At 73.7% G+C, this 23,707-nt stretch carries 17 protein-coding genes and 1 pseudogene; 13 read left to right on the plus strand and 5 right to left on the minus strand.

What is annotated here, in order from left to right; genetic code table 11:
- The first annotated feature begins 67 nt into the window (after nucleotides 1-67).
- From ACQP2Y_RS19910 to ACQP2Y_RS19935, 6 genes are all read left to right on the plus strand, one after another.
- Nucleotides 68-2,041: a PAS domain-containing sensor histidine kinase gene (locus tag ACQP2Y_RS19910; RefSeq protein ID WP_433730378.1), complete on the plus strand. Its 1,974-nt coding sequence runs from the start codon at nucleotides 68-70 to the stop codon at nucleotides 2,039-2,041.
- Complete coding sequence (locus ACQP2Y_RS19915) at nucleotides 2,038-3,231, plus strand: response regulator (RefSeq protein ID WP_433730380.1); 1,194 nt, start codon at nucleotides 2,038-2,040, stop codon at nucleotides 3,229-3,231. Before ACQP2Y_RS19910 ends, ACQP2Y_RS19915 begins: the two co-directional genes overlap by 4 nt.
- A gap of 18 nt (nucleotides 3,232-3,249) precedes the next feature.
- Nucleotides 3,250-3,633, plus strand: coding sequence for a response regulator transcription factor (locus ACQP2Y_RS19920; protein ID WP_433730382.1), 384 nt, complete (start codon nucleotides 3,250-3,252; stop codon nucleotides 3,631-3,633).
- 114 nt (nucleotides 3,634-3,747) lie between these two features.
- Nucleotides 3,748-5,463 (plus strand): S8 family peptidase, encoded by a 1,716-nt coding sequence (locus ACQP2Y_RS19925; RefSeq protein ID WP_433730384.1) that lies wholly within the window; start codon nucleotides 3,748-3,750, stop codon nucleotides 5,461-5,463.
- On the plus strand, nucleotides 5,460-7,727 hold the full coding sequence (locus ACQP2Y_RS19930) for a sensor histidine kinase (RefSeq protein ID WP_433730386.1): 2,268 nt from the start codon (nucleotides 5,460-5,462) through the stop codon (nucleotides 7,725-7,727). Before ACQP2Y_RS19925 ends, ACQP2Y_RS19930 begins: the two co-directional genes overlap by 4 nt.
- A gap of 61 nt (nucleotides 7,728-7,788) precedes the next feature.
- Nucleotides 7,789-8,979, plus strand: a complete 1,191-nt coding sequence (locus ACQP2Y_RS19935) for an HD domain-containing phosphohydrolase (RefSeq protein WP_433730388.1) — start codon at nucleotides 7,789-7,791, stop codon at nucleotides 8,977-8,979.
- Here the strand turns inward: ACQP2Y_RS19935 and ACQP2Y_RS19940 are convergent.
- The 3 genes from ACQP2Y_RS19940 to ACQP2Y_RS19950 form a co-directional block, all read right to left on the minus strand.
- Nucleotides 8,945-10,159 (minus strand): HDOD domain-containing protein, encoded by a 1,215-nt coding sequence (locus ACQP2Y_RS19940; protein WP_433730390.1) that lies wholly within the window; start codon nucleotides 10,157-10,159, stop codon nucleotides 8,945-8,947. The two genes, ACQP2Y_RS19935 and ACQP2Y_RS19940, sit on opposite strands and share 35 nt — an antisense overlap.
- Nucleotides 10,156-12,324 carry a two-component system sensor histidine kinase NtrB gene (locus ACQP2Y_RS19945; protein WP_433730392.1) on the minus strand — a complete coding sequence of 723 codons (2,169 nt, stop codon included), beginning with the start codon at nucleotides 12,322-12,324 and terminating at the stop codon, nucleotides 10,156-10,158. Before ACQP2Y_RS19945 ends, ACQP2Y_RS19940 begins: the two co-directional genes overlap by 4 nt.
- 143 nt (nucleotides 12,325-12,467) lie before the next feature.
- Nucleotides 12,468-15,848, minus strand: coding sequence for an ATP-binding protein (locus ACQP2Y_RS19950; protein WP_433730394.1), 3,381 nt, complete (start codon nucleotides 15,846-15,848; stop codon nucleotides 12,468-12,470).
- Between the two features lie 69 nt (nucleotides 15,849-15,917).
- On the opposite strand from ACQP2Y_RS19950, the gene ACQP2Y_RS19955 reads away from it, so the two are divergent.
- Entirely contained in the window at nucleotides 15,918-17,489 is a 1,572-nt protein-coding gene (locus tag ACQP2Y_RS19955) for an AMP-binding protein (protein ID WP_433730396.1), read from the plus strand.
- 77 nt (nucleotides 17,490-17,566) lie between these two features.
- A complete protein-coding gene (locus ACQP2Y_RS19960) occupies nucleotides 17,567-18,136 on the plus strand; it encodes a hypothetical protein (protein ID WP_433730398.1) in 570 nt (189 codons plus the stop codon).
- Between the two features lie 8 nt (nucleotides 18,137-18,144).
- Here ACQP2Y_RS19960 and ACQP2Y_RS19965 read toward each other — a convergent pair whose 3' ends face one another.
- Nucleotides 18,145-18,906, minus strand: coding sequence for an NAD-dependent protein deacylase (locus ACQP2Y_RS19965; protein WP_433730400.1), 762 nt, complete (start codon nucleotides 18,904-18,906; stop codon nucleotides 18,145-18,147).
- A 107-nt stretch (nucleotides 18,907-19,013) separates the two neighbouring features.
- Here ACQP2Y_RS19965 and ACQP2Y_RS19970 point away from each other — a divergent pair, with 107 nt between their 5' ends.
- The 4 genes and pseudogenes from ACQP2Y_RS19970 to ACQP2Y_RS19985 all read left to right on the plus strand — a co-directional run bounded on the left by ACQP2Y_RS19970 (nucleotide 19,014) and on the right by ACQP2Y_RS19985 (nucleotide 21,694).
- Nucleotides 19,014-20,564 (plus strand): glycosyltransferase family 39 protein, encoded by a 1,551-nt coding sequence (locus ACQP2Y_RS19970; RefSeq protein WP_433730402.1) that lies wholly within the window; start codon nucleotides 19,014-19,016, stop codon nucleotides 20,562-20,564.
- 171 nt (nucleotides 20,565-20,735) lie between these two features.
- A pseudogene (locus ACQP2Y_RS19975) lies at nucleotides 20,736-20,897 on the plus strand (STAS domain-containing protein); the annotation flags it as partial.
- A gap of 145 nt (nucleotides 20,898-21,042) precedes the next feature.
- Complete coding sequence (locus tag ACQP2Y_RS19980; RefSeq protein ID WP_433732441.1) at nucleotides 21,043-21,402, plus strand: hypothetical protein; 360 nt, start codon at nucleotides 21,043-21,045, stop codon at nucleotides 21,400-21,402.
- A 28-nt stretch (nucleotides 21,403-21,430) separates the two neighbouring features.
- Entirely contained in the window at nucleotides 21,431-21,694 is a 264-nt protein-coding gene (locus ACQP2Y_RS19985) for a DUF6343 family protein (RefSeq protein WP_433730404.1), read from the plus strand.
- Between the two features lie 86 nt (nucleotides 21,695-21,780).
- Here the strand turns inward: ACQP2Y_RS19985 and bdeA are convergent, their stop codons facing one another.
- Nucleotides 21,781-22,791 (minus strand): bis(hydroxyethyl) terephthalate hydrolase, encoded by a 1,011-nt coding sequence (gene bdeA / locus ACQP2Y_RS19990; RefSeq protein ID WP_433730406.1) that lies wholly within the window; start codon nucleotides 22,789-22,791, stop codon nucleotides 21,781-21,783.
- 318 nt (nucleotides 22,792-23,109) lie between these two features.
- Between bdeA and ACQP2Y_RS19995 the strand changes: the two genes are divergently transcribed.
- A complete protein-coding gene (locus ACQP2Y_RS19995) occupies nucleotides 23,110-23,688 on the plus strand; it encodes a QsdR family transcriptional regulator (protein ID WP_433730408.1) in 579 nt (192 codons plus the stop codon).
- Nucleotides 23,689-23,707 lie beyond the last annotated feature (19 nt).

Below are 23,707 nucleotides of genomic sequence, written 5' to 3' on the forward strand. Positions count from 1 at the left end.
CGGACACGGGTGGCCGATGGGCAGCAAGGAGGGTGTACACCGCCCCGGTCGCTGAGAAGGGCAAAACGTGTCTGGACGTCGAGCGTCACAGGTGGCCGCGCCCCCGGCCGGTTCGCTGCCGCCCGGGATCGACGCCGCCGTGCTCGCCGCTGCGCTGCCGCACGCCGTCTGGGTGCTCACTGACGCGGGCGAGATCGAGTACGCCAACCGTGGCCCCGGGGACCCGGGCGAGCCGTGGAGCTCCCTGGTGCATCCGGAGGACCTCGCGGCCGTGGAGTCCGCCGCGCGGGTGGCAGACGCGACGCCGTACGAGCTGGAGTGCCGGCTCAAGCGGGCGGACGGCTCGTTCGGCCGGCACAGCGTGCGGTTCACTCCCGTGGACGCGCGGCCCGGCTCGTGGATCGCGACCGGCACGGATGTCGAGGAGCGGGCGGCGCTGCGCGAGGAGCTCACCGGCACCCGGCGCTGCGTCACCGAGACGCTCTCCCTGCTGGAGGCCCTGGAGGCGGCCGCGCCGGCCGGTTTCGGCTTCGTGGACAGCGGCTCCCGGCTGGTCCGCGTCAACGAGACGCTGGCCGCCATGGGCAGTGTCCCGCGCGCCGAGCAGCTCGGGCGGCCGGTCCACGAGGTGCTGCCGGGCGTGTGGCCGCAGATCGAGGCGAACTACCACCGCGCCTGGCAGACCGAGACGGCGATCGTCGGCACGGTGGTCACGGCCCCGTCGCCGGCCGAGGACGACGGTCCCCGTTCCTGGCTCGCCGGCTGTTACCCGGTGCGGGTCGAGGACCGGATGATGGGCGTCGGCCTGGTGCTGGTCGACGTCACCGAACGCGAGCAGGCCCAGGCATTCCGCTCGGTGATCATGGACGACATGGCCGAGGGGCTCTACACGGTCGACGGTGACGGCAAGCTGACCTCGATGAACCGGGCCGCCTCGGAGATGCTCGGCTGGGCGGAGAAGGATCTGCTCGGCCTCTCCGTGCACGCCACGGTGCACGCGGTGCCGTGGCACGGCACGCCGCAGCCGGAGAGCGAATGCCCGCTGCGCCACATCCGCACAGCCGGGCAGTCCGTGCAGACCGTCGACGAGACCTTCGTGCGCCGCGACGGCACCACGTTCGGCGTCGCCTGCTCGGTCGCGCCGCTGGAGACCGGCGGTGGCCAGCCGGGCGCGGTGGTCACCTTCCGGGACATGACCGAGGTACGGCGCGCCGAGCTCGAGGCGCGGCACGACCAGAAGCTGGAGTCCCTGGGCCGGCTCTCGGCCGGGCTGGCCCACGAGATCAACACGCCGATCCAGTTCGTCGGGGACAACACCCGGTTCCTGGCCGACGCGTACCAGGACATGCTCGACCTGCTGCTGGTCTACCGGGAGTGCATGGCGCCCGCGCTGGGGGAGCTGCAGTGGAGCGAGCGCACCGAGCGCGCCCAGCAGGCTGAGGCCAAGGCCGACCTCGAATACCTCTCCGCCGAGATCCCGGCCGCGGTCAGCCAGAGCCTCGAAGGCGTCGAGCGGGTGGCCTCGCTGGTCCGGGCGATGAAGTCGTTCAGCTACAAGGACTCCACCGAGCAGTCGTACGCCGACCTCAACGAGGCCGTCCGGACCACCCTCACGGTGGCCCGCAACGAGGTCAAGTACGTCGCCGACGTGGTCCTGGACCTCGGTGAGCTGCCCGACGTGCTGTGCCACCTGGGCGACCTCAACCAGGTCTTCCTCAACCTGCTGGTCAACGCGGCCGACGCGCTCAAGGACAAGGCCGAGCGGGGTGAGATCCGGATCAGCTCCCGCACGGACGGCCCCACCGCGGTGCTGACCTTCGCCGACAACGGCACCGGCATCCCGGCGGACATCCAGCAGTCGATCTTCGAGCCGTTCTTCACCACCAAGGAGGTCGGCAAGGGCACCGGGCAGGGCCTGGCGCTGGCCCGGGCGGTGCTGGAGAAGCACGGCGGCAGCATCGAGGTGCGGTCCGTGGTGGGTGAGGGGACGGAGTTCATCCTGCGCCTGCCCATCGCCGGCAAGCCGGACGCATCCGCATGAGCAAGGCCCGGGCCCTGTTCGTCGACGACGAACCGCGCATCCTCGACGGGCTGCGCCGCTCGCTGCGGGGCAAGCGGGGCGAGTGGGAGATGGCGTTCGTCTCCGACGGCGCCGAGGCTCTGGAGCTGCTCGCCCAGCAGCCGTACGACGTGGTGGTCTCGGACATGCGGATGCCGGGGATGGACGGCGCCGAGCTGCTCACCAACGTCAGCCGGCGGCACCCCGAGGTGGCCCGGGTGGTGCTGTCCGGGCACATCGAGCCGGAGGCGGCGATCCAGGTGGCCGTGGCCGGGCACCGCTTCCTCACCAAGCCGTCCGACGCCGAGAGCCTCATCGCCGTCATCGAGCAGCTGTTGATCCGGACCTCCAGCGCCCATCAGGACGAGGCGCGGCGGATCGCCGGCGGGGTCCGGGCCATCCCCACCCTGCCCGAGCACACCGACGGGATCATCGGCCTGCTCGCCCCGGACGCCAACCTGTCGTACGCGGTGCAGATGGCCATGCACGACGTCGGGCTGACCGCCAAGCTGCTCCAGCTGTCGAACTCGCGGTTCTTCGGCTCGCGCCCGCGCAACTCCTCGGTCGAGTCGATCGTCAACGCGATGGGCGTGCCGATGGTGCAGGCGGTGGCCGGCGCGGGACACGTGCTGCGCCCGACCTCGGCCTGGGACCCGGCGATCGAGCAGCATCTGCGCACCGCCTGGCGGCACGCGGTGGCCACCGCCTGCCTGGTGGACTTCGTGGCCTCCCCGGCCAACCGGCCGCACGCGCAGGCCGCGGCGCTGCTGCAGGACGTCGGGCGGCTGGTCTGCCTGGCCGCGGTGGGGGACAAGGAGGGGTCCGCGGTCGATCTGGACGCGGAGACCCGTGACGGGGTCCCGTTCCGTGACGTCGGTGTGGAGCTGCTGCATCTGTGGGGGCTGCCGCCGCCGATCGTCGCCGCCGTCGCCCAGCGCGACGCCGAGCAGACGCCGGACCTCTCCGGGCTGGGCGTGGCCGCGGCGGTGCGGGCGGCCCACCTGCTGATCCAGGGCACCGAGTCCGCCTGCCCGGCCGCCGGCCGGCACGAGGAGGAGCTGGCTCAGCTGCTGTCCCACCCCCAGTTGAAGGCCCAGGACGTGGACTGGCGCCGTGCCGCCGACGAGGCGTCGCGTCAGGCCGGGCTCTGGCACAGCCACGGCAGGCACTGAGGCGGGAAGAAGGAACCCATGGCACGCATCCTGGTGGTCGACGACGACCCGGCGATCCGGCAACTGCTCACCGACGTCCTCGAGATGGACGGGTACGAGGTGAGCATCGCCGTGGACGGGCTCGCCGCGGTCCGGGAGGTGCAGGCGGCCGCGCCCGACTTCGTGATCCTGGACGTGATGATGCCGGGCCTGGACGGTTTCGGGGTGCTCAGCACCATCCGTGACCAGCCCGGCGAGCCGGTGCCCGTGCTCATGCTGACCGCAGCCGCCGAGTCCGACGCCAATGCCCGGGCCTGGGCCTGCGGCGTCGACTACTACCTGGCCAAGCCGTTCACGGCGGACGCGGTGCTCGACCTGGTCGACGGCGTGCTGGCGGGGCAGGTGGGTGCCGCCGATTCCTGAGACGTCTTGCTCAAGATGACGCCGGCGTGGTCGATGTTCACGCCACGGACGGAGGCGGCTTTCGCTGCTGACGGCGTCATATAGTTACTCAGAGTGAGAAGGAGTGCGCAGGCCGTGAAAATCACCAGCCTGGCGGGACCGGCCGGCGCCGCCGCCACCAACCGCCGACGCGTCGCGGCAATCGTCGCCGCCGCCCTCGCGGTCGTCGGCCTCCCGGCTCCGTCCGCCGCGCGGGCCACCGCCGCGCAGTGGCACGACGTCGTCGTCACCGGCACGGACGCCGAGGGTGCGGCCCGCGCGGTCCGGGCGGCCGGTGGCCGGGTCGTCACCTCGCTGCCCGTCGTCCGCGGCGTCGCGGCGCAACTGCCGCAGGGCAGCACCCTCGACCCGGCCTGGTCCGTGGCCCCCCAGCGGGAGTTCACCGTCGCCGAGGCGGAGACCCCGGCCGGGACGACGGGTACGGCGACCGTCCGCCAGATGGTCGGCCTGCCCGCCGGCGGCGCCGAGGGCCGCGGCGTCACGGTGGCCGTGGTCGACACCGGCATCGCCGACGTCCCCGACCTCGCCGGCCAGCTGGCCGGCCGGGTCGACCTGACCGGCACCGGCGCCGGCGACGGGTACGGCCACGGCACGTTCATGGCCGGCCTGATCGCCGCCACCGGCAAGGCGTCGGACGGCCGGTACCGGGGCGTGGCGCCCGGGGCGAAGCTCATCGACGTCAAGGTGGCCGACGCGGACGGGCGTACCGACCTGACCACGGTGCTGCGCGGCCTGCAGTGGATCAGTGACCACCGCCGCGACGTGCAGGTGGTCAACCTGTCGCTGTCCTCGAACAGCCCGTTGCCGTACCAGATCGATCCGTTGACCCAGGCCCTCGAGTCGTTGTGGCACCAGGGCGTCATGGTGGTCGTACCGTCGGGCAACGACGGCCCCGGCACCGGCTCGGTGACCTCGCCCGGCAACGACCCGCTGCTGCTCACGACGGGTGGGCTGGACGCCGCCGGCACGGCCGGCCGCGGCGACGACGTGGTCGGCGCCTGGTCCGGCCGGGGACCGACCTGGCAGGGCGACGCCAAGCCGGACCTGGTGGCGGCCGGTGGCCACGTGGTCAGCCTGCGCTCGCCGGGCAGCGTGGTCGACACGGGCAACCCGCAGGCCCGCGTCGGTGACGGCTACTTCCGCGGCTCCGGCACCTCGATGGCCGCCGCGGTCACCTCCGGTGTCATCGCGGACACCCTGGCCGTGCAGCCCAAGCTGCGGCCCGACGCGATCAAGAACCTCCTTGTGAGCACCGCCTACCCGAGTGCCGGGCTGAGCCGCGCGTCCGGTGGCGGCGCCGGCGGCCTGGACGCCGCCCGCGTGCTCGCCGCCGCGCCCCGCTGGAACGCGGGCCAGGCGCAGCAGCAGTACGACGCCGACACCGCCACGGTGGGGCGCGACGCCAAGCGCTGGGCCGACTTCTCCAAGGCCCTGGTCGACGGCGACAAGCCGGCCGCCGACCAGGCGTGGAAGAAGTTGACCCCGGCCTCCCGCGACTGGGCCGCCCGCGCCTGGGCGCAGCTCGACCCGGCCGCGCGGGCCTGGGCCGCCCGGGCCTGGGCCGGCTCGGACTTCACGGCCCGGGCCTGGGCCGACAGCGAGTGGGTGGCGCGGGCCTGGGCGGCCCGGGCCTGGGCCGCGCGGGCCTGGGCGTCCGACGACTGGGCCGCACGGGCCTGGGCCGGCGAGGAGTGGGCCGCTCGGGCCTGGGCCGCCGACGACTGGGCCGCGCGGGCCTGGGCGGCGGACCGCTGGAACGCCCGGGCCTGGGCCTGGCTGCCCAGCTCGTGAGTTCAGCGCAGGCCGACGCCGACCGTCCGGGGATGCCCCGGGCGGTCGGCGCCCTGCGCGCCCAGCTGCGTGATCCGATCCAGCGCCGGGTCGTGGGCGTCGTCCTGGTGGGCGCCGCCCTCGCCGGCCTCGTGGCGTTCGGCCTCGCCGGGCACGGCAGCGTGCTGCGCGGGCTCGGCGTGCCGGCCGCGGCGCTGCTGCCCGGGCTGACCGTGCTGAGCTGCCTGGCCGAGATGACCGTGGTGCGGCTGCGGCACGGCGAGGCCGTCGAGGAACTCAGTCTCTACGAGGCGGCGCTCATCATCGACGTGCTGCTCCTGCCGCCCCGGGACGCCCTCATCGCCGCCGGGGCCGGGCTCGTGCTGGCCAGTGCGCTGCAACGGCGCCCGGTCGTCAAGGCGATCTTCAACCTCGGCACCTACACGGCCGCCACCGCCGTACTGATCCTGATCGTGCACCTGCTCGGTGGCCGGCCCGGTGAGATGACCCTGGGCGTCCTGGTCGGCGTGGTGGTGGGCACGCTGGCCTTCACCGGCGTGAACCTGCTGTGCCTGGCGCAGATCCTGGGCGTGCTCAACAAGGTCGCGCCGTGGCGGATCGTGCGCTCGGAGGCGCGGCTGTCGGCGTACATGGCCGTCGGGACGATGGTGACCGGGCTGACCACCACCGAGATCGCGTTGCACTCGCCGTTGCTGCTGCCGTTCATGGCGATGCCCGCCCTGGCCGTCACCTACGCGTACCGGGCGGCGGCGCGGGAGGCCGACGAGCACGCCCGGTCCGCGTGCCTGCTCCAGCTGTCGCACGCCCTGGCCGAGCGCGAGGACGTGGTGCGCCAGTTCCTGGTGCTGGTGCGGGAGGCGTTCGGCGCCGACCTGGCAGTCGTGGTCCTGGAGAACGACGACGCGGCCCTGTCGGTCGAGGGCACGGACCCCACCACACTGCGGCACGGGCCAATCCCGCGGCACCTCGCCGCCCTCGGCCGCATCGACGGCCCGGTGCACCTGGCCGAGGACCTGCCCGGCGGTCTGCGCCGCATGGTGGTCGTGCCGGTGCAGGGCGGCGGGCGCCGATTCGGTACGGCCGCCTTCGCCACCCGCGACCGCAACCGGGGCTGGATGACCACGGGTGATGTCACCCTGCTGGCTTCCCTGGCCAGCGCGCTCGCCGTGGCCATGCGTGGCGCCGAGCACCTGGACCAGCTGGTGGACGAGACCAGCAAGCTGCAGGCCGTCGTGGAGCAGTCCGCCGAGGGCATCATGGTGATCGACGGCGACGGCACGGTCCAGGTGTGGAGCCGGGCGCTGGCCGACATCACCGGTGTCGACGCCGCCGAGGCGACCGGCCGGCCGCTCGCCACGGTGCTGGACGTGCCGGTGGAGGAAGAACGCCGGCTGCTCATGCCGGTGTCGGTGGAGCAGCCGAAGGCCGTCGCCGAGCTGACCGCCCGCCGCCGGGACGGCGAGCAGCGCCGGCTGCGGCTCGCGCACTCGGCCGTCTTCACCGCCGGGCTGCTGGTCCGCGACGTGGTGGTGATCAGCGACCTGACCCGCGAGTACCGCACCGAGCGGCTCAAGTCGGACTTCATCGCCATGGTCTCGCACGAGCTGCGTACGCCGTTGACGCCGATCATCGGCTACGTCGACCTGCTGCGGTCGCGCGGCGAACGGATGACCCCGCAGAAGCGCCTGGACGCGCTGAACCTGATCGGTGACCGCGCCGGGCACCTGTCCCGGCTGGTGGAGGACCTGCTGCTCGCCTCGCGCTTCGGCGACAACCCCGACGACGTGTCGCTGCAGGTCTCGGCGGGCACCCACGACCTGTGCGCGCTGGCCACCCAGGCGGCCCGGGACCTCGGTTCCGCCCGGGTCGTGCTCGACCTGCCGCCGGGCCCGGTCCTCGCCCACTGCGACGACGGCCGGGCCCTGCAGGTGCTGGCCAACCTGATCGGCAACGGCCTCAAGTACTCCGCCGAGGACGCCGAGGTGGCGGTCGGCATGCGGCTGGACGGGACCCGGGTGCACGTGGACGTCCGCGACCACGGCCGCGGCATCCCCGCCGACCAGCTCGCGAAGGTCTTCGACAAGTTCCACCGGGTCGAGGACCCGATGACGATGAGCACCAGCGGCACCGGCCTGGGCCTGTTCATCGCCCGCCGGCTGGCCCGGGCGATGGGCGGCGACGTCACGGTGGTCTCCGCCCTCAACAGCGGATCGGTCTTCACCCTCTCGCTGACCCGCGTGAACGCCGAACCGCCCGCCGAATAGTGGCGTAATCGATATATTGGGGTGATTCGCACCAGGTTGATCAGACCAGCAGGGAGCCCGCATGACGACGCCGGTCGAACGACCCCGGATCCTGCTGGTCGACGACGAGCCCAACCTCCTCGACGGCCTCCGCCGGCAGCTGCGCCGCGACTTCACCGTCGAGACCGCCGTCGGCGCCGCGAACGGCCTGTTCGCCCTCAAGCCGGACGACCCGTTCGCGGTGATCGTGTCCGACTTCCTGATGCCCGGCATCAACGGGGCCGAGTTCCTGGCCGCGGCGGCGAAGGCGGCCCCCACCAGTACGCGCATGCTGCTCACCGGCCACACCAGCCTCGCCGACGCCGCGGTCACCGTGAACCAGGGCCGGGTGTTCCGGATGCTGCTCAAGCCGGTCGACACCGAGACCATGACGGCCGCCCTGCGCGACTGCGTGACCCAGCACAAGCTCGTGGTGTCCGAACGTGAGCTGCTGGAACGCACCCTGCAGGGCAGCGTCAAGGCCCTGTCGGACGTGCTGTCACTGGCCAGCCCGGCCGCGTTCGGCCGCGCCGCCCGGATGCGCCGGGTGGCCTCCGCGATCCTGGACCAGGTGGCGGTCGAGGACCGCTGGGCCGTCGAGCTCGCCGTCGAGATGGCGCAGCTGGGCATCGTCTCGCTGCCGCCGACCGTGGCCGCCAAACTGGACTCCGGCGCCGAGCTGGCCCCGGCCGAGCAGCAGATGGTGGATCAGCTGCCCGCCGTCGCCGAGCAGCTCATCTCGCCCATTCCCCGGATGGCCCCGGTGGCCGAGTGCATTCACTACTCCCACAAGGGATTCGACGGATCGGGCACACCGGCGGACGGCGTGGCCGGCGACCGGATCCCGTTCGGCGGCCGGCTGCTGCGGCTGGTGCAGGACCACGACGCGCTGCTGCTGCAGGGCATGTCACCGACGGTCGCGCTGGCGACCCTGCGGACCCAGTCGCACCTCTACGATCCCGCCCTGCTGGAGGCCTTCTCGTCCACCGCCGCGGCGGCCGCCGAGACGATCCGCGGGGTGATGCTGGCCGACCTGCAGGCCGGCATGGTGCTGGCCGCCGCCGTCCGCAGCCGGTCGGACGTCCTGCTGGTCAACGCCGGCCAGGAGGTCACCGTCGGTCTCATCACCCGGCTGCGCAACTTCGCCGCGCTCGAGGACGGCGTCGCCGAGCCCCTGATGATCCTGGACGAGGCCGGGGTCAGCGCCGCGAGCGTTCCCGTCGCCATCGGGTGATCACCGCGAGGTCGCGCTCGTCCAGCTGATCCTCGGCCAGCGGCGTCGGGCCGAGCGGTCCGCACACCGGTCCCAGCTCCGCCTCGACCACCACGTGGGCCAGCGCGACGGCGGTGGACGCGTCGGCGACCGCGCCCGGCGGCACCGTCACGGCGTGGCCGGCGACCGCCTCGATCACCGGATCCGGCAGGCCCCAGAACCGCAGCAGGTCGGCGCCCGCGTCGATGTGCGAGAAGCCGATGACCGACGACTCCGTCACGCACAGGAAGGTGGCGTCGGCCGGATCCGCGGCGCGCCACGCCTCCAGCGACCCGGCGAACTCCCGCGGCCGCATCGAGGCGAGAACCAGCTGCCCGACCTCGTGCAGCAGGCCCGCGGTGAAGGCGTTGCTCTCCCAGTCGGTGCCGTCGGCGAACATCCGGCACAGCCGCGACGTCTCGACCGAGTGCAGGGTCAGCGCCTCCAGCCACTCCACCGGCAGCCCGCCGCTGACGTCGAACGTGCGGATCAGGTCGTGCATGAGCACCAGGCCGCGTACCGTCTGCACGCCGAGCAGGGCGGTGGCCTGGCCGACGTCGCTGATCTTGCGCCCCACCGTGTACGCCGACGAGTTGACCAGCTGCAGCACCTTGGCAGTGGCGGCGGGGTCCCGTTCGATGACGGTGCCGATCGAGTACGCCGACGCGTCGTCGGAGTCGAGAGCCTCGATGAGCTCGACGAGGGTGTGCGGCGGGCTCGGCAGCGACTGCACGTCGGCGCGGTCGGGGCGGGCGCCCGTACCGGTGGGAGCCCGCACGTCGATCAGCCGCTCGACCGTGGCCACCAGCTGCTCCGGCGAGCTCGGCTTGGTCAGGAACTCGTGGGCCAGCACCATGATGCTGAGCAGGTTGTCCTCGTTGGTCTGGCCGGAGAGGATCACCCGGGCCGTGCCGGGGTATTCCAGGCGCACGCGTTCCAGCAGCTGCGCACCGTTCATCCCGGGCATCCGGTAGTCGGAGACGATCACGTCGCACGGCCGGTCCCGCAGCGCCGCCAGCGCCGCCTCGGCCCCTTCGGCGAAGGACATGTCCCAGCGGTCCCGGTGGGTCCGCAGCATCCGGCGCAGGCCGCCGAGGATCCGGGGCTCGTCGTCGACGAAGAGGATGTGCGGCCGCGGGGCCACGGCGGGCGCCCCGGTCACAGCGATGCCTCCGCGAGCTGGCCGGCCGGCTGCGGCTCGTCGAAGCCGGCCACGGGCAGCCGCACGGTGAAGACGGTGCCCGCCCCGACCGTGCTGGTGAAGTCGATCGTCCCGCCGTGCCGGTCGGCCACCAGGGTACGGACCAGGGCGAGTCCCTGACCCGTGCCGGTGCCGACCTCCTTGGTGGTGAAGAACGGGTCGAACAGCTTGTCCGCGATCTCCGGGGGCACCCCGGTGCCGGTGTCGGCGACCTCGATGACGGCGTACCCGTCGTCCAGCCGGGTGCTGATCCGGATGGTGCCCCGGCCGCGGTCCGCCGCGCCGATCGCGTGGGCGGCGTTGACCACCAGGTTGAGCACGACCTGGTTGATGTCGCCGAGGTGGCAGTGCACCAGCGGCAGGTCACCGAGGTCGGTCTCGACGTCGGCGGTGTACTTGATCTCGTTGTTGGCCACCACGATGGTGTTCTTGATGGCCTCGTTGAGGTCGGCCCGGCTCTTCTCCTCGGTGCCGGGGTGGCCGAAGGCCTTCATCGCGCGCACGATGTGGGCCACCCGGTTGATGCCCTCCAGGGTCTGCGAGATCGCCACCGGCACCTCCTCCATCACGAATTCGATGTCGACGTCGGTCGCCACCGTCTCCAGCTCGCGCAGCGCGGCCTCGATGTCGCCCTGGGCCTGCGCCGTCGCCACCAGCTCCCGGTACGCGGCGAGCAGCCGGTCCAGGTCGGTGAACGCGGTCTCCAGGAAGCGCACGTTGTCCCCGACGAACTGGATCGGCGTGTTGATCTCGTGCGCGATACCCGCGGCGAGCCGGCCGACCGACTCCAGCTTCTGCGCGTGCCGCAGCTCCAGCTCCAGCCGGTGCCGCTCGGAGACGTCGCGGGCGGTGAAGACGATGCTGCGGGAGCCGTCGTGCTCGCTCACGTACTCGACCAGGGCTTCCACGTCGGTCCACTCGGCGCTGTCCCGGCCGCGGATCCGGCAGGGCAGGGCCGCCGGCCGTTCGAACGACGACGCGACGTCACGCAGCGCGGCCACGTCGTTCTCGTGCACCAGCGACCAGATGTCGCTGCCCAGGAGCTCCTCGTTCGGGCACGCGAGCATCATCTCGGCCGCCGGGTTCACGAAGCGGATCAGGCCCGCCTCGCCGGCCAGGATGAGCGCGTCGGCCGAATGCTCGACCACGATGCTCAGCCGCGACCGGCTCAGCAGCTGGTCGAGGGTGAGCGCCGCCTCGTCGGCCAGGGTCGTCATCGACGCCGACAGGTCGTCGGTCGGCCGCCGGTCCAGCGCCAGCACCAGCATGCCGAAGACGTCGCCGTGCGCCGCCATCGGCGCCAGCATGACCACGGCGTGCGGCGGCAGCCGGAGGACCTCGGTGACCTCGGCGGCGGCCTCGTCGCAGACCATGGCGTAGCCGCCCGGCCGCAGGGCCGCCCGGGTCTGCTCGGGCAGCTTGGCCAGCTCGGTGACCCAGCCGGAGGCCTCGCTGCCCACGTGCCCGGCCGCGGCGATCACGTGCAGGGCCGGTCCGGTGACCGTGAAGATGAGCGCGGCGCTCGCGGCCCGGTCCATGCTGAGCGCGGCGCCCAGGGTCACGTCCATCGCCTCGCCCCGGGTGGTGGAGGCGACCAGCCCGCCGCCGGCCGAGGCCAGGGTGCCCTCCCGGTCGGCCGAACGGTCCCGGGCGCTGCTGCCGCGGGCCAGGACGTGGTTGACGCCGAGAGAGATCAGCGCGGTGCAGCACAGCGGGATCGCCACGCCGGCCGGGATGTCGAACTGCACGAAGCCGAAGCCCATCATCGCGCAGATCACCAGGACCGCGAGGATCTTCTCCCGCAGGCGGCCGTACAGCGACCGGAAGTTGACCCAGACGATGCACAGGCCGATGGTGATGCCGAAGTCCGATCCCGCGGCCACCAGGCCGACGCAGGCGCCTTCGAAGATCCAGCTCCAGGCCGGGAACCGCTGCCGGCGGTACCCGGCGTAGAGCCACCCGACCACGACCAGTGCGGCCACGACGGCCGGAACGGCCAGCGCGGACCGGTGACCGCTGAGACCCCACAGCCCGAACAGCGGCCAGAGCAGCAGAATGCCCAGGAACAGAGTGCGGACCTGCCCCAGCATCGTGTCGGTGCCACGAAGCCAGCGTCGTGCCCACAACGCCCCACCTGCCATGGCCGTCCCTCCAGCCAGACGAAGGACCACCAGTTACCGGACTGATGGCCTATATCAGTCCATAGTCTCAGAAACGATGTGGCCGCCGTGGGCTAAGCCGTGATGCGCCCGGATTGCTCCCGTGCAGGTCAGAGCGTCGAGTGACAGCCCGCGGCCCGGTATCCGGCGGCGGCCGCGGCCAGGTGGGCAGCCCGGTCGAGGCCCAGCGGCGAGCGCTGGCCCGTGGCGAGGTGACGTCCCAGCTCCTCGTGCGCCCGGGCCAGCTCGTACGGCATCCGCAGCTCCTCGGCCAGCCGCGCCGCCCGCGCCCACGCCCGCAGCGCGCGGCCGTGGTGACCGTTGAGCAGGGCCTGCCGGCCGGTGCAGAGCAGAGCCCGCGGCCGGGCCATCGGGAACCGGCTCGCGTAGCGGCGCAACCGGCGCACGGCGACCGCAGCCGTCGCGCGCAACTCCGCGGAGGCGGAGGCCGCGGCCGGAGCTGGGTCGAGCAGGGCCAGGCACACCTCGGCCGGGCCGGCGTGCGCCTCCAGCGAGTACTGCTCGAGCGAAGGCTGCGGGCCCACCAGGTGGTCCGCCGTGCGTATCTCCTGCCAGGCCGCCGCCCGGTCACCAGCCATGAGGGCCAGCCGGGCCCGCACCACGTGCAGCCGGCCGGTGTCGACGCCGAGCACTTCCGGCAGCAGCCGCTCGGCCTCGGCCAGCCACCCGGGCAGGGCCGGATCCGCCGGGTCGGTACGCAGGGCCGTCTCGATCAGGACGAGCAGTCCCCACTTCTGCACGACCGGGTCCCGGCGGTCCCGGCCGGCGGTCATCGCCTCGGTGGCCACGGCGGCCGCCTGCTCGTACCGGGCCGTCAGGTAGTGCGCGACCGAGGTGATCAACAAGGTCTCGTCGGTCCACCGGTGCATGGGGGTGTGCCGGCCCAGTTCGCGGACCGGGCCGGTGACGGCTTCGACCGCTGTCCAGTCGCCGGCCCCGAGCCAGTGCAGGCCGCCCACGATGCCGACCCAGCAGATGGTCACCGGATCGGCGGTCCGCTCGACGGCCGCGGTGACGGCGTCCAGCTGGCGCCGGGCCAGCCGGTGCCGGCCGAGCGTGCCCAGCACCATGCCCAGCCCGGCCCGGCACCGCAGGACCAGGTCGAGGTCCCCGGCGCGCTCGGCGTCGGCGAGGGCCCGCAGCGAGGTCGGCAGGACCGGCATCCGCTCCTGCAGCACCCAGTAGACCTCGATGATGGTGAACCCGGCGGCGGCCCGCTCGTGATCGATCTCCCGCAGGTCGTCGCGGTGCTGCGGGCGACCACCGTCCACGAGCCGGCGCAGCGTCTGCCCCGCGAGCACCCGCAGCCCGGCGGCGGCCGACACCGGAGCCGGCCGGCCCAGCAGTGCCAGTGCCTGCTCCAGGTGGTGCCGCGCCGCGTGCTCCGCGCCGAGCTGCTGGTGGGCCTGGCCGAGCAGGCGCTCCCAGCGGGCCCGGTGCACCAGGGTGATGTCGTCGCGCTGCAACGCCGTACCGAAGACGGTCGTCGCCTCGCGGAACGAGCCCGCTTGCCGGTACAGCCGCCAGAGGCGCAGCAGATGCGCGTCCAGGGTGACCGGATCGGCGTGCGCGAGCAGCCAGTCCGTGGCCGCGCGCAGGTTCTCCGCCTCGATCCCCGCCTCGGCCGGTCCGCTCAGCCGGGCGGCGAAATGCTCGGCGTGCCGGCGGCGCGAGCGCGACTCCTGCGCCGGGTCGGCGGCGAGCTGCTCGGCGGCGTACTGCCGGAGCAGCTCGTGCATGCTGTACCGGCCGTCCGGGCCGACCGTGACCAGCGAGTGGTCGACCAGGGCGGCCAGCAGGGGCAGGCCCGCGTCCGCGACGGCGGTGGCCGCAGCCAGGTCGAAGCCGCCGCGCAGCACCGACAGCCGGCGCAGCACGGCGTGCTCCTCGTCGGTGAGCAGCTCGCAGGACCAGTCGATGACCGTCCGCAGGCTGCGATGCCGGGGCTCGACGTCGGCGGACGTGGTCTCCAGCAGGTCCGGTCCGGCCGCCAGCCGGTCGGCGATGGCCCGCGGTGCGGCGCCGCGGACCCAGCGGGCGGCCAGCTCGATGGCCAGCGGTACGCCGGCCACCAGCCGGCAGATCCGCGCCACGTCCTCGTCGCCGGAACCGGAGGCGTAACCCGGGCGCAGCAGCCGCGCGCGTTCGTCGAAGAGCTGCACCGCCTCGTACCCGGCGGCCCGGGCCCCGGCTCCCGGCGGCGGGCACGGCAGGCCGGGCACCTCGACCAGCCACTCCGCGCCCAGCGCCAGCCGGCGGCGGGAGGTGACCAGGACCTGCGTCGCCGGCGCTCGGCGCAGCAGGCCGGCGATGGTCGCCGCGGCGGCGCTCAGGTGCTCGAGGTTGTCCAGCACAAGCAGCATCTCGCGCTCGGCCAAATGCTCGGTGAGCACCTCCAGCGGGTCGCGGGGCACGGTGCCGGCCGTCCCCAGGGCCCGCGCCAGCGCGCTGACCACGACGTCGGCGGTGTCCTCGGTGCCCACGAAGGACACGAACACCGTGCCGTCGCGGTGGTGCTCCCGCCGGGCGGTCGCGATCTCCACCGCCAGCCGGGTCTTGCCGATGCCGCCCGGGCCGACCAGCGTGACCAGCCGGCACGCGGAGTCGTTGAGCAGCGCGTGCAGCCGGCCCAGTTCGCCCGTCCGCCCGATCAGCGACGTCAGCGGGCGCGGCAGCTCGGGGACGGGCGGGGGACCGGGCAGCTCGGTGAAGCCGGCGGCTGCGGCGATCTTGTCGCGCAGGTCCGAGGTGGCCGCCGAGGGCTCCACACCGAGCTCCTCGCGGAGCAGATAGCGGCAGGTCTCGTACTGGGCCAGGGCGGCGCTGCGCCGGCCCGCGGCGGCCAGGAACCACATCAGGGCCCGGTGCGCCTCCTCGGTGAGCTGGTCCAGCTCCAGCATCCGGCGCGCGACCTCGACGCCGGTGGCGGTGTCCCGCCGGTCGCGGGCGCAGCGCAGCGCGCGCTCCAGCACCGCGAGCATGTCGGCCCGGACGGCGGCGCGGCGCCCGGTCAGCCACTCGTCGAACACCGGTGCGCCGGGCGCGGTGAACCCGTCGAGGAGATCACCGCGGCAGAGCCGGACCGCCGCCGCCAGCTTCGTGCCGTCGTGCTCGGCGGTGGCGGCCCGGGCGACCTCGGCGGCGTCCACCCAGACCGGCTTGTCCGCGGCGAGGGCGACCGTCTGCCGGGTCGCCACCACGTGCTCCGGCAGCGCGCGGCGCAGCTTGGTGAGCACCAGCCGCAGGTTGGCCCGCGCGGTCGGCTCGGGCAGCTCGCTCCAGAGCAGCCCGGCGAGCGCGGAGCGGGAGTGCGGGGTGCCGGTGACCGCCAGGTAGTACACGAGGGCCGCCGCCTTGACGGACGCCAGCTCCGCGAGTGGACGCCCACCCACGGTCAGCTCGGCCGAGCCGAGCACCCGGACCCGCAGCTCCTCAAGCGCCATCGCCACCGCCGTCGTCAGCTGGGACATTACCGCGAACCACGCTGCGCTGACGGTCGGGAAACGGACTGCACACGCTTGCTTCCTACGGTCGCGGTCATGACTCTTTCCAGCACGATCCGCAGTGTCCTGCCCGATGTGGAGACCGGCGGGAGCACCGTGCCCGCGCTCGTCCTGCGGCACGCCGCCCGGCTCGGCGACAAGCCGGCTCTGATCGACGGGGCCACCGGCCGCACGCTCACCTATCGCGATCTCGCCTCCGGCGTCGACCGGATGGCCGCCGGCCTGGTCGCCCGGGGCTTCGCGCCCGGCGACGTCCTGGCCGTGCACCTGCCCAACCTGCCGGAGTACGCCGTGATCGCGTACGGGGCGATGGCCGCCGGCGGAATCGTCACCGGGGCCAGCCCGGCGTCCACCGTCGAGGAGCTCACCGCCCAGCTGACCGCCGCGCGGGCCCGGCTGCTGGTCACCGTGCCGGCACTGGCCGAGCAGGCGGTGGCCGCAGCGGCCCGGGCCGGGGTCGAAGAGGTGTTCGTGCTCGGTACGGCCCCCGGAGCCACCCCCTTCAGTGAACTGATCGGCCACTCCTACCCGCCGGTGCGCGTGCCGATCGACCCGGACCGCGACCTGGCCGCCCTGCCCTTCTCCAGCGGCACCTCCGGCCTGCCCAAAGGGGTCGAGCTGACGCACACCGCGCTGGTCACCAACGTCCGGCAGGGCCAGGCCTCCCTGAGCTTCCACGAGCAGGACGTGGTCGTCGCCGTGGCGCCGTTCTTCCACGCGCTCGGCCTCAACCTGGTGCTGCCGGGCAGCCTCGCCGCCGGCGCCACCGTCGTCACCATGGGCCGCTTCGACCTCGAGGCATTCCTGGCCCTGATCCAGCAGCACCGGGCGACGCTGACCATCGTGGTCCCGCCGATCGCGCTGGCGCTGGCGTACCACCCGATGGTCGACAACTACGACCTGTCCTCGCTGCGGGCGATCGGTGTCGGTGCGGCACCGCTGGGCGCCGACCAGGAACAGCGGTGCGCCGAGCGGCTGGGCTGCGCCGTCGCGCAGGGCCTCGGCATGACCGAGACGTCGGCCTTCATCTCCGGCGGCCCGCTCGACGCCCCCCGGCGCGGCTCGGTCGGCCGGCTGGTGCCCGGCACCGAGGCGCGCATCGTCGACCCCGGCAGCCACACCGACCTGGCCGCCGGCCGCACCGGCGAGCTGTGGGTACGCGGCCCGCAGCTGATGCGCGGCTACCGCGACGACCCGGCCGCGACCGCCCGGACCATCGATGTCGACGGCTGGCTGCACACCGGCGACCTCTGCTACTTCGACCAGGACGGCTACCTGTACGTGGTCGACCGGCTCAAGGAACTCATCAAGTACAAGGGCTACCAGGTGGCGCCGGCCGAGCTGGAACACCTGCTGCTGACCCACCCGGCGGTCGCCGACGCGGCCGTGGTGGCGCGGCCCGACCCGGACGCCGGTGAGGTGCCGGTCGCGTACGTGGCACTGCGCGGTCCCGCGACGGCGGAGGAGCTGCTCGGGTACGTCGCCGAGCGGGTCGCGCCGTACAAGCGGTTGCGGGCGGTGCGGATCACCGAGTCGGTGCCGCGCTCCCCGGCCGGCAAACTGCTGCGCCGCGTGCTCGCCGAGGCGGAACGGGCCCACTGTCCGTGACGACCTTGGTATTTCCGGCGGCCCGGCCGCACTCAGATGTTCGGGTGCGGTCGGCGCCCGCGGCGGGAGGGGCGCCCATGGCACGCGGGGGACTGCTGAGCTGGGTCGTCAGTCTCGGCGCCACGGTGGCGTCGACGTACGCGCTGGACGCGTTCGCCGCCGCGGTGGGCACGGCCGCGGTGGCCTCGGGACTCCTCACCCAGGTGGCGGCGCCGGGACTGGCGGCTCTGCTGCTGCTCAGCTACGTGACCTGGGGGCTGGGCCTGCGGGCCAACGTGCGCGCCAACTGGCTGCTGCTGACCATGACGGGCACCAGCACCAACATCCTGTCCAAGGCGGCGTACGAGATCGCCCGGCGCCGGACCAGCGGTGTCCGCGCCCACCGCACGGCCGCCGCGACCGGGTACGTCGGCACGGAACTCGCCAAGGAGGTCCCGTACTACCTCGGGGCCTTCGGCGCCGCGGCGCTCACCGACTCGATCACCTCCGGCCAGGCGCTGGTCTTCCTCATCGGCGCGAACCTCGGCGCCGCCCTGTACGAGTACCTGCTGGCCCGGGCCACCGGAGCCTTCGTCCGCCGGCGCCGGCCGGCCGAGCCTCCCGCGCGCCGGCCTGTCGCCGCGGAAAGCGGGCGCGGAGATGGCTGACGTGCGGATCAGCCGGCCGCGTCGACGAGCCGGGGCAGCAGCTGCGCGGCCGGGCCGCGCAGGCTGACCGCGGCGACCGGGTCCAGCGGCGTCGGCATCGGGTTGAGCTGCACCACGGCCGCCCCGGCCCGGGCCGCGAGGTGCGGGATCTCCGCGGCCGGATACACCAGCCCGGAGGTCCCGATGGTCAGCAGCAGCTCACAGGCGGCCGCCGCCTCCGCCGCGGCACGCAGGGCCGCCTCCGGCAACGCCTCACCGAACCACACCACCCCCGGCCGGACCGGGCCCGAGCACGCGGTGCACCGGGGCGGCTCCAGGCGTCGGCCGTCCGGCGGCTCGTCGGCCGGGCCCGGCGGCGGCGCCGGCTGTCCGCAGTCGAAGCACCGCGGCGCGAACAGGCTGCCGTGCAGGTGCACCGGTGTCGCGGAGCCCGCCCGCTCGTGCAGGTCGTCCACATCCTGCGTGATGACCACAGTGCCCGGCCGGCGGGCCTCGATCGTGGCCACCGCGATGTGGGCCGGGTTCGGCCGGGCCCGGCTCACGGCGCTGCGCCGCCACTCGTACCAGCCCCAGACCAGGGCCGGGTCGGCGCGGAAGGCCTCCGGGGTGGCCAGCGACTGGGCGTCGAACCGCTGCCAGAGGCCGGTGAGGGCGTCGCGGAAGGTCGGGATGCCGCTCTCCGCGGAGACCCCGGCCCCGGTGAAGACCACCACCCGCCGGGACCGGGCCAGCAGGGCGGCTGCTTCCCGTACGGCTGAGTCGTGATCCATTCGCACAGTATGCAATCACCGTTCTGCCGGCGGCCGTGGCGCGGTTTGCTTGCGGGGTTGCGGGGGATCCCGCCGGCTCGCGGAAGTCGACGCTCGGGGGAGCGACCATGCGCGGTGCAGCCATCGTGGCGCCGACGGCGTCCGTGGCCGGCCCGCCACCTCCCGGCGAGGCGCCACCCACCCACGCGGCCGGACCGCCGTGGCGCGACCGGCTGCTCCGGCTGGTGCCGAGCCTCGTGCCGGGCACCCTGATGCTGGTCGCCGGGCTGGTCAGGGCCGACCGGCCGGTGCTCAGCTGGGACGAGGTGACCACGGCGGACGTCGCCCGGCGCTCACCGGCCGAGATCTGGCATCTCGTGCAGAACATCGACGCGGTCTTCGGCCCCTACTACTTCGTCATGCACGGCTGGACCCGGCTCGCCGGGACGTCGGAGCTGGACCTGCGGCTGCCGTCGATCGTGGCCATGGCGGCGGCGGTCGCGGCGGCCGGTCAGCTCGGCCGCCGCCTGTTCGACCCGGTGGTGGGCACGGTCACCGGCATCCTGCTCTGCGCGCTGCCCAACACTTCCCGGTACGCGGCCGAGGCGCGCCCGTACGCGTTCGCCTGCCTGATGTCGGTGCTGGCGCTGCTCGCCCTGGTCGGTGCGCTGGAACGCGGCCGGCCGGTGCGCTGGGTGGGGTACGGCGTCTGCGTCGTGCTGCTGGGGCTCGGTCACCTCGTCGCGCTCGCCACGCTGGCCGCGCACGCCGCGATGGTGCTGATCCGCGCCCGCCGGGACCGGTCCTGGCGGGTGGTCGCCGCCTGCGGCGTGACGCTGGCGGGCGCCCTCGTGGTGCTGTCGCCGGTTGCCTGGCTGGGCGTCCGGCAGCGGGACAGCCAGCTGGCCTGGGTGGATCCCTTGACGGTGGGCGCACTCGGCTCGGCGCCGGGGCAGATCGTCGGTTCGGTGCCGACGGCCTGGCTGCTGGTGGGGCTGGCGCTGGTCGCGTACTGGCGTCCGGTCTCGGCGGTGGTACCCGTCGCCCTGCTCGCCGCGGCCCCGGTGACCGTTGTGGCCGCGGTCTCGGTCCTGGTCTCTCCTATGTGGGTGGCCCGCTACCTGCTGGTCGTGCTCGTGCCGCTGGCCATGCTGGCAGCGGTCACTGTGGTGGGACAGCTGCGGGTGGACCGCAAGCCGCATGGCCGGGGGCCGGCGGCGCTGCGTCTGGTCTTGGTCCTCGCCGTCGTGGCGGCCACGGCGTATCCCGGCCAGCGCGCGATCCGGGGCCCCACCGCGAAGAACGGCCCCGACTACCGCAGCATCGCGGCCCTCATCCAGCAGTACCAGCAGCCCGGCGACGGCATGGTGTTCGAGGTCCGGTCCCGGGCGATGCGCGCGGGCATGGAGTACTACCTGGACCGGGACGGGACGTTCCCGCGTGACCTGCTGCAACGCCGCTCGGCTGCGGACGCGGGCCGGCTCATGGCCGAGGAGTATCCGGACGCCGCGGCCCGGGTGGCCGGCGTGCCGCGGGTGTGGCTGCTGGTGAGCGGTCCCCGCCAGGACCCGGCCACCGGCTACCCGGCGCTGCGGCCGCTGCTGCGCGACGACTACGAACGCGTCGGCATCTGGCAGGTGAACCGGGGCACGGTCGCCCTGTACCGCCATCGGCGCTGAGCGGACCGCGGATGGCCAGTTAGAAGGCGCCGACCAGGGGTAGGCCTGACCCCACGCGCGACCCGGTGACCCGGCCGCGGCAGGACCTCCGGCGGAAAGGAGCCCGGCGTGCTGGACATCGAGGCCGACGGCTCGGGAATCGTGGACGTTCTCGTGCGCGGAGAACTGGAGATGCAGCACGCACCCCGGCTCCGGGAGTCCATCATGGCCGTGCTCGACCGCGGCGACGTCACCGGCGTCAACATCGACCTGGCCGCGGTGACCCTGCTCGACGCCACCGGCGCGGGCGCGATCATCGTCGTGCACCGCATCGCCACCCACCGCCGGGTGACCCTGCGCATCACCGGCGTGAGCCCGACCGTGGTCAAGATCCTCACCCTGGTCGGCGCGGCCACCCTGTTGCCGTCCGGGCAGCGGTCGCCGCCAGGTGTCACCCGTACGCAGCGGGGTACTGCGGCGCGATGCGAGGGAACAGGAAATGACGATGTCGGGGGTCCGGGCTACGGCCCTGGCGAGGGTGGGCTGGGCGGGCGTGCTGCTGGTCGTACCGGAAGTGGTGTTGCGGGCCGGTGGCCCGGGGCCGGTCCCGGCGGCTGCCGTCACGGTGGCCCGGGTGCTCGCTGCCCGGCACCTCGTCCAGGCGGCCGCGGGCGCCCTGGCGCCGACCGGCCCGGTCGCGGGTCTCGGTGCCGTCGTCGACACGCTGCACGCCGGCTCGTGCGTCGCGCTGGCCGCGATGTCGCCCCGCTGGCGACGTGCCGCGCTGCTGGACGCGGCGGTCGAGGCCGGCTTCGCGGCGGCGGGATGGGCCGGCAGTGGCCCGCCGCGGCGCGGATGATGCGCCGGGAAGGGGGTACCCGCCCATCATGTCCATCACTCCGCAGCCGCCCGGACGCCGGGGCACCGTCGGCAAGCCCTACAGCGCGCTGAACCTGCGGCTGGTGCTGGCCCTGTTCGGTCTGATCACCTCGACCGTCTTCGCCGTCCTGCTGCTGCGCGCGGGGTTCGTGCTGTTCGGCTGGCTGTTCATCCTGCTGGCCGTCATCGCCGCCGTCGACCTGGTGGTCATCGTGCTGCGCCGGCGGGCTCGCCGCCGCGCCCAGGGTGGCGGCCAGTCACTGTTCGAGTGATCATCCAGCCGATGGACCCGCTCAGCGCCGCCGCGCGGCTCGGCCGGGCGGCAGGGACCCCGTAGGCCCCGCCGCCCGGCCGCTGCTCAGGAGTGCGGGCAGGTGTCGCGGTACTCGGAGATCGCGGTGCCCGCCCGCGGCGCCGGGCACAGGAACTGGTCGTAGCGCAGATCATCATCGATGAAGCGCTTCAGCCAGGCGATGCTGTACTTCGCGATCGTGGTGTTCGAGCTGTTCGGCGCGAAGTGGCTCGCGTTGTTCAGCTCCAGGTACGCCTTGTTCAGCGACGCCGGCAGGCTGGTGTAGAACGGCTGGGCGTGCGAGGTCACCGAGGCCACGGTGTCGTTCTCCGCACCGATGATCATGGTGGGCACCGTGACGCCGGACCAGTTCTTGGTCAGGTTCCACGGGGTCAGCGGGATCGCCGCCTGCAACGCCGGCCGGTCGTCGGCTGCCTCCAGGGTGCCGCCGCCGCCCATGGAGTGACCCATGACGCCCAGCCGGGCGGTGTCGATCCGGGTGCGCACGCTGCTGCGCTGGGTCAGGTAGTCCAGCGCGGCCAGCAGCTGGCGGCCGCGGCTGGCCGGCTGGTCCGACCGCGTGAGGGTGTCGATGTTGAAGACCACGAAGCCCTGCGAGGCGATCCGCGGCGCGAGCCAGGCCATGCTGGACCGGCTCGCGGTGTAGCCGGGCGCGATCGCCACCGCGCCGAAGGTGCCGGCGGACGTGCTGGTCGGGTAGTAGATGTCCCCGCCGCCGAAGCCGCTCACGCTGACCGACGAGACGGTCGTCTGGGAGACCGCGAACGAGCCGCGGGTCGCCTCGATGCTCGCGGTGGTGGGGGCCGGGCCGCGCTCGAACGGGTTCGTCGCGGCGTCCGCGCTCGGCATCAGCGCGATGCTGCCGGCGGTCAGCGCGGCGGCGAGGGCCGCGCCGGCGACGGTACGGCCCCGGAACAGCCGGTTGCGGCCGGCCGGTGGTGTCCTGCGGTGCCCCCGTACGGCCGTACCGGGCGTCACGTCAGCTTCTGGCGTCACAAAAGCCTCCAGATCGGTGGTGACGATGCCTGTTCCCGCCGCGGGAAAAGCACCGGGCATCGGGAAACAATGCGCATCGAATGGTGTGTCCGGACATTAGCCAGCCGTGTTCGGGTGGCACCAGTTCCGTGACGATCGTGAGACGGCAGTCGCACGATCACGGCCCTGAGCAGGGACGACCCTCGGAAATACGGCGAACCGGAAACGGCGTCGAGGCGGTCATCAAACCGCGGAAAATGGACCCGTGGAAATTCCGGCCGGACGGGTGACAGGGGTGAGCCGGAATGTCACCGCCGTCGGTACGACGAGCGGATGGAAGGCCCGCGCGGCGTGCCGGAGGATGGACGCATGCCGCCATCGGGCCGGGGGAGGAGCACCGTGACCCCTCGCCGGGTGATCAGCCACGAGGCCGCCGTGGCGGGAGCCGTCCGGCACTTCCTGCGCAACGGCACGGTGGATCTGGACGAGCTCGCCACCGAGCTCGCCGTCAGCCGGGCCACGTTGTACAGGGTGGTGCACAGCCGTGAGCAGCTGCTCGGGCACGTCCTGTGGACCCTGTGCGACCTGCGCCTGGCCGCCGCGCGGAAAGCCCGGACGCGGGACGGCGTCGACGGCGTCCTGGAGGTGACCAGGCACTTCGCCGCGGGCCTGCCCCAGGCGCACGCGCTGATCACCTTCGTCACCACCGAGACCGAGCTCGCCGACCGGGTCATGTACTCCACCGCCGGGGTCGTGCATCCGCGGGTGGTCGCCGCCCAGCGGGAGATCTTCCTGGAGGCGGGCTGCGGTGCCCCGGCCGACCCGGGCGTGGACCTCGACCGGCTGGCGTACCTCTACACCCGGATGGCCGAGGCCGCTCTCTACGCCGGGCTGCTGTACGAGCAGTCCGACCTCGACGCGCCGGAGAAGGCGTTGCGCGCCCTGCTGACCGAGGTCTGGCCGGATCCCGCCGATTGAGCCCGGCGCGGCGGGGGTA

This window comes from Actinoplanes sp. CA-051413 (genome assembly GCF_050955795.1).
Taxonomy (GTDB): Bacteria; Actinomycetota; Actinomycetes; order Mycobacteriales; family Micromonosporaceae; genus Actinoplanes.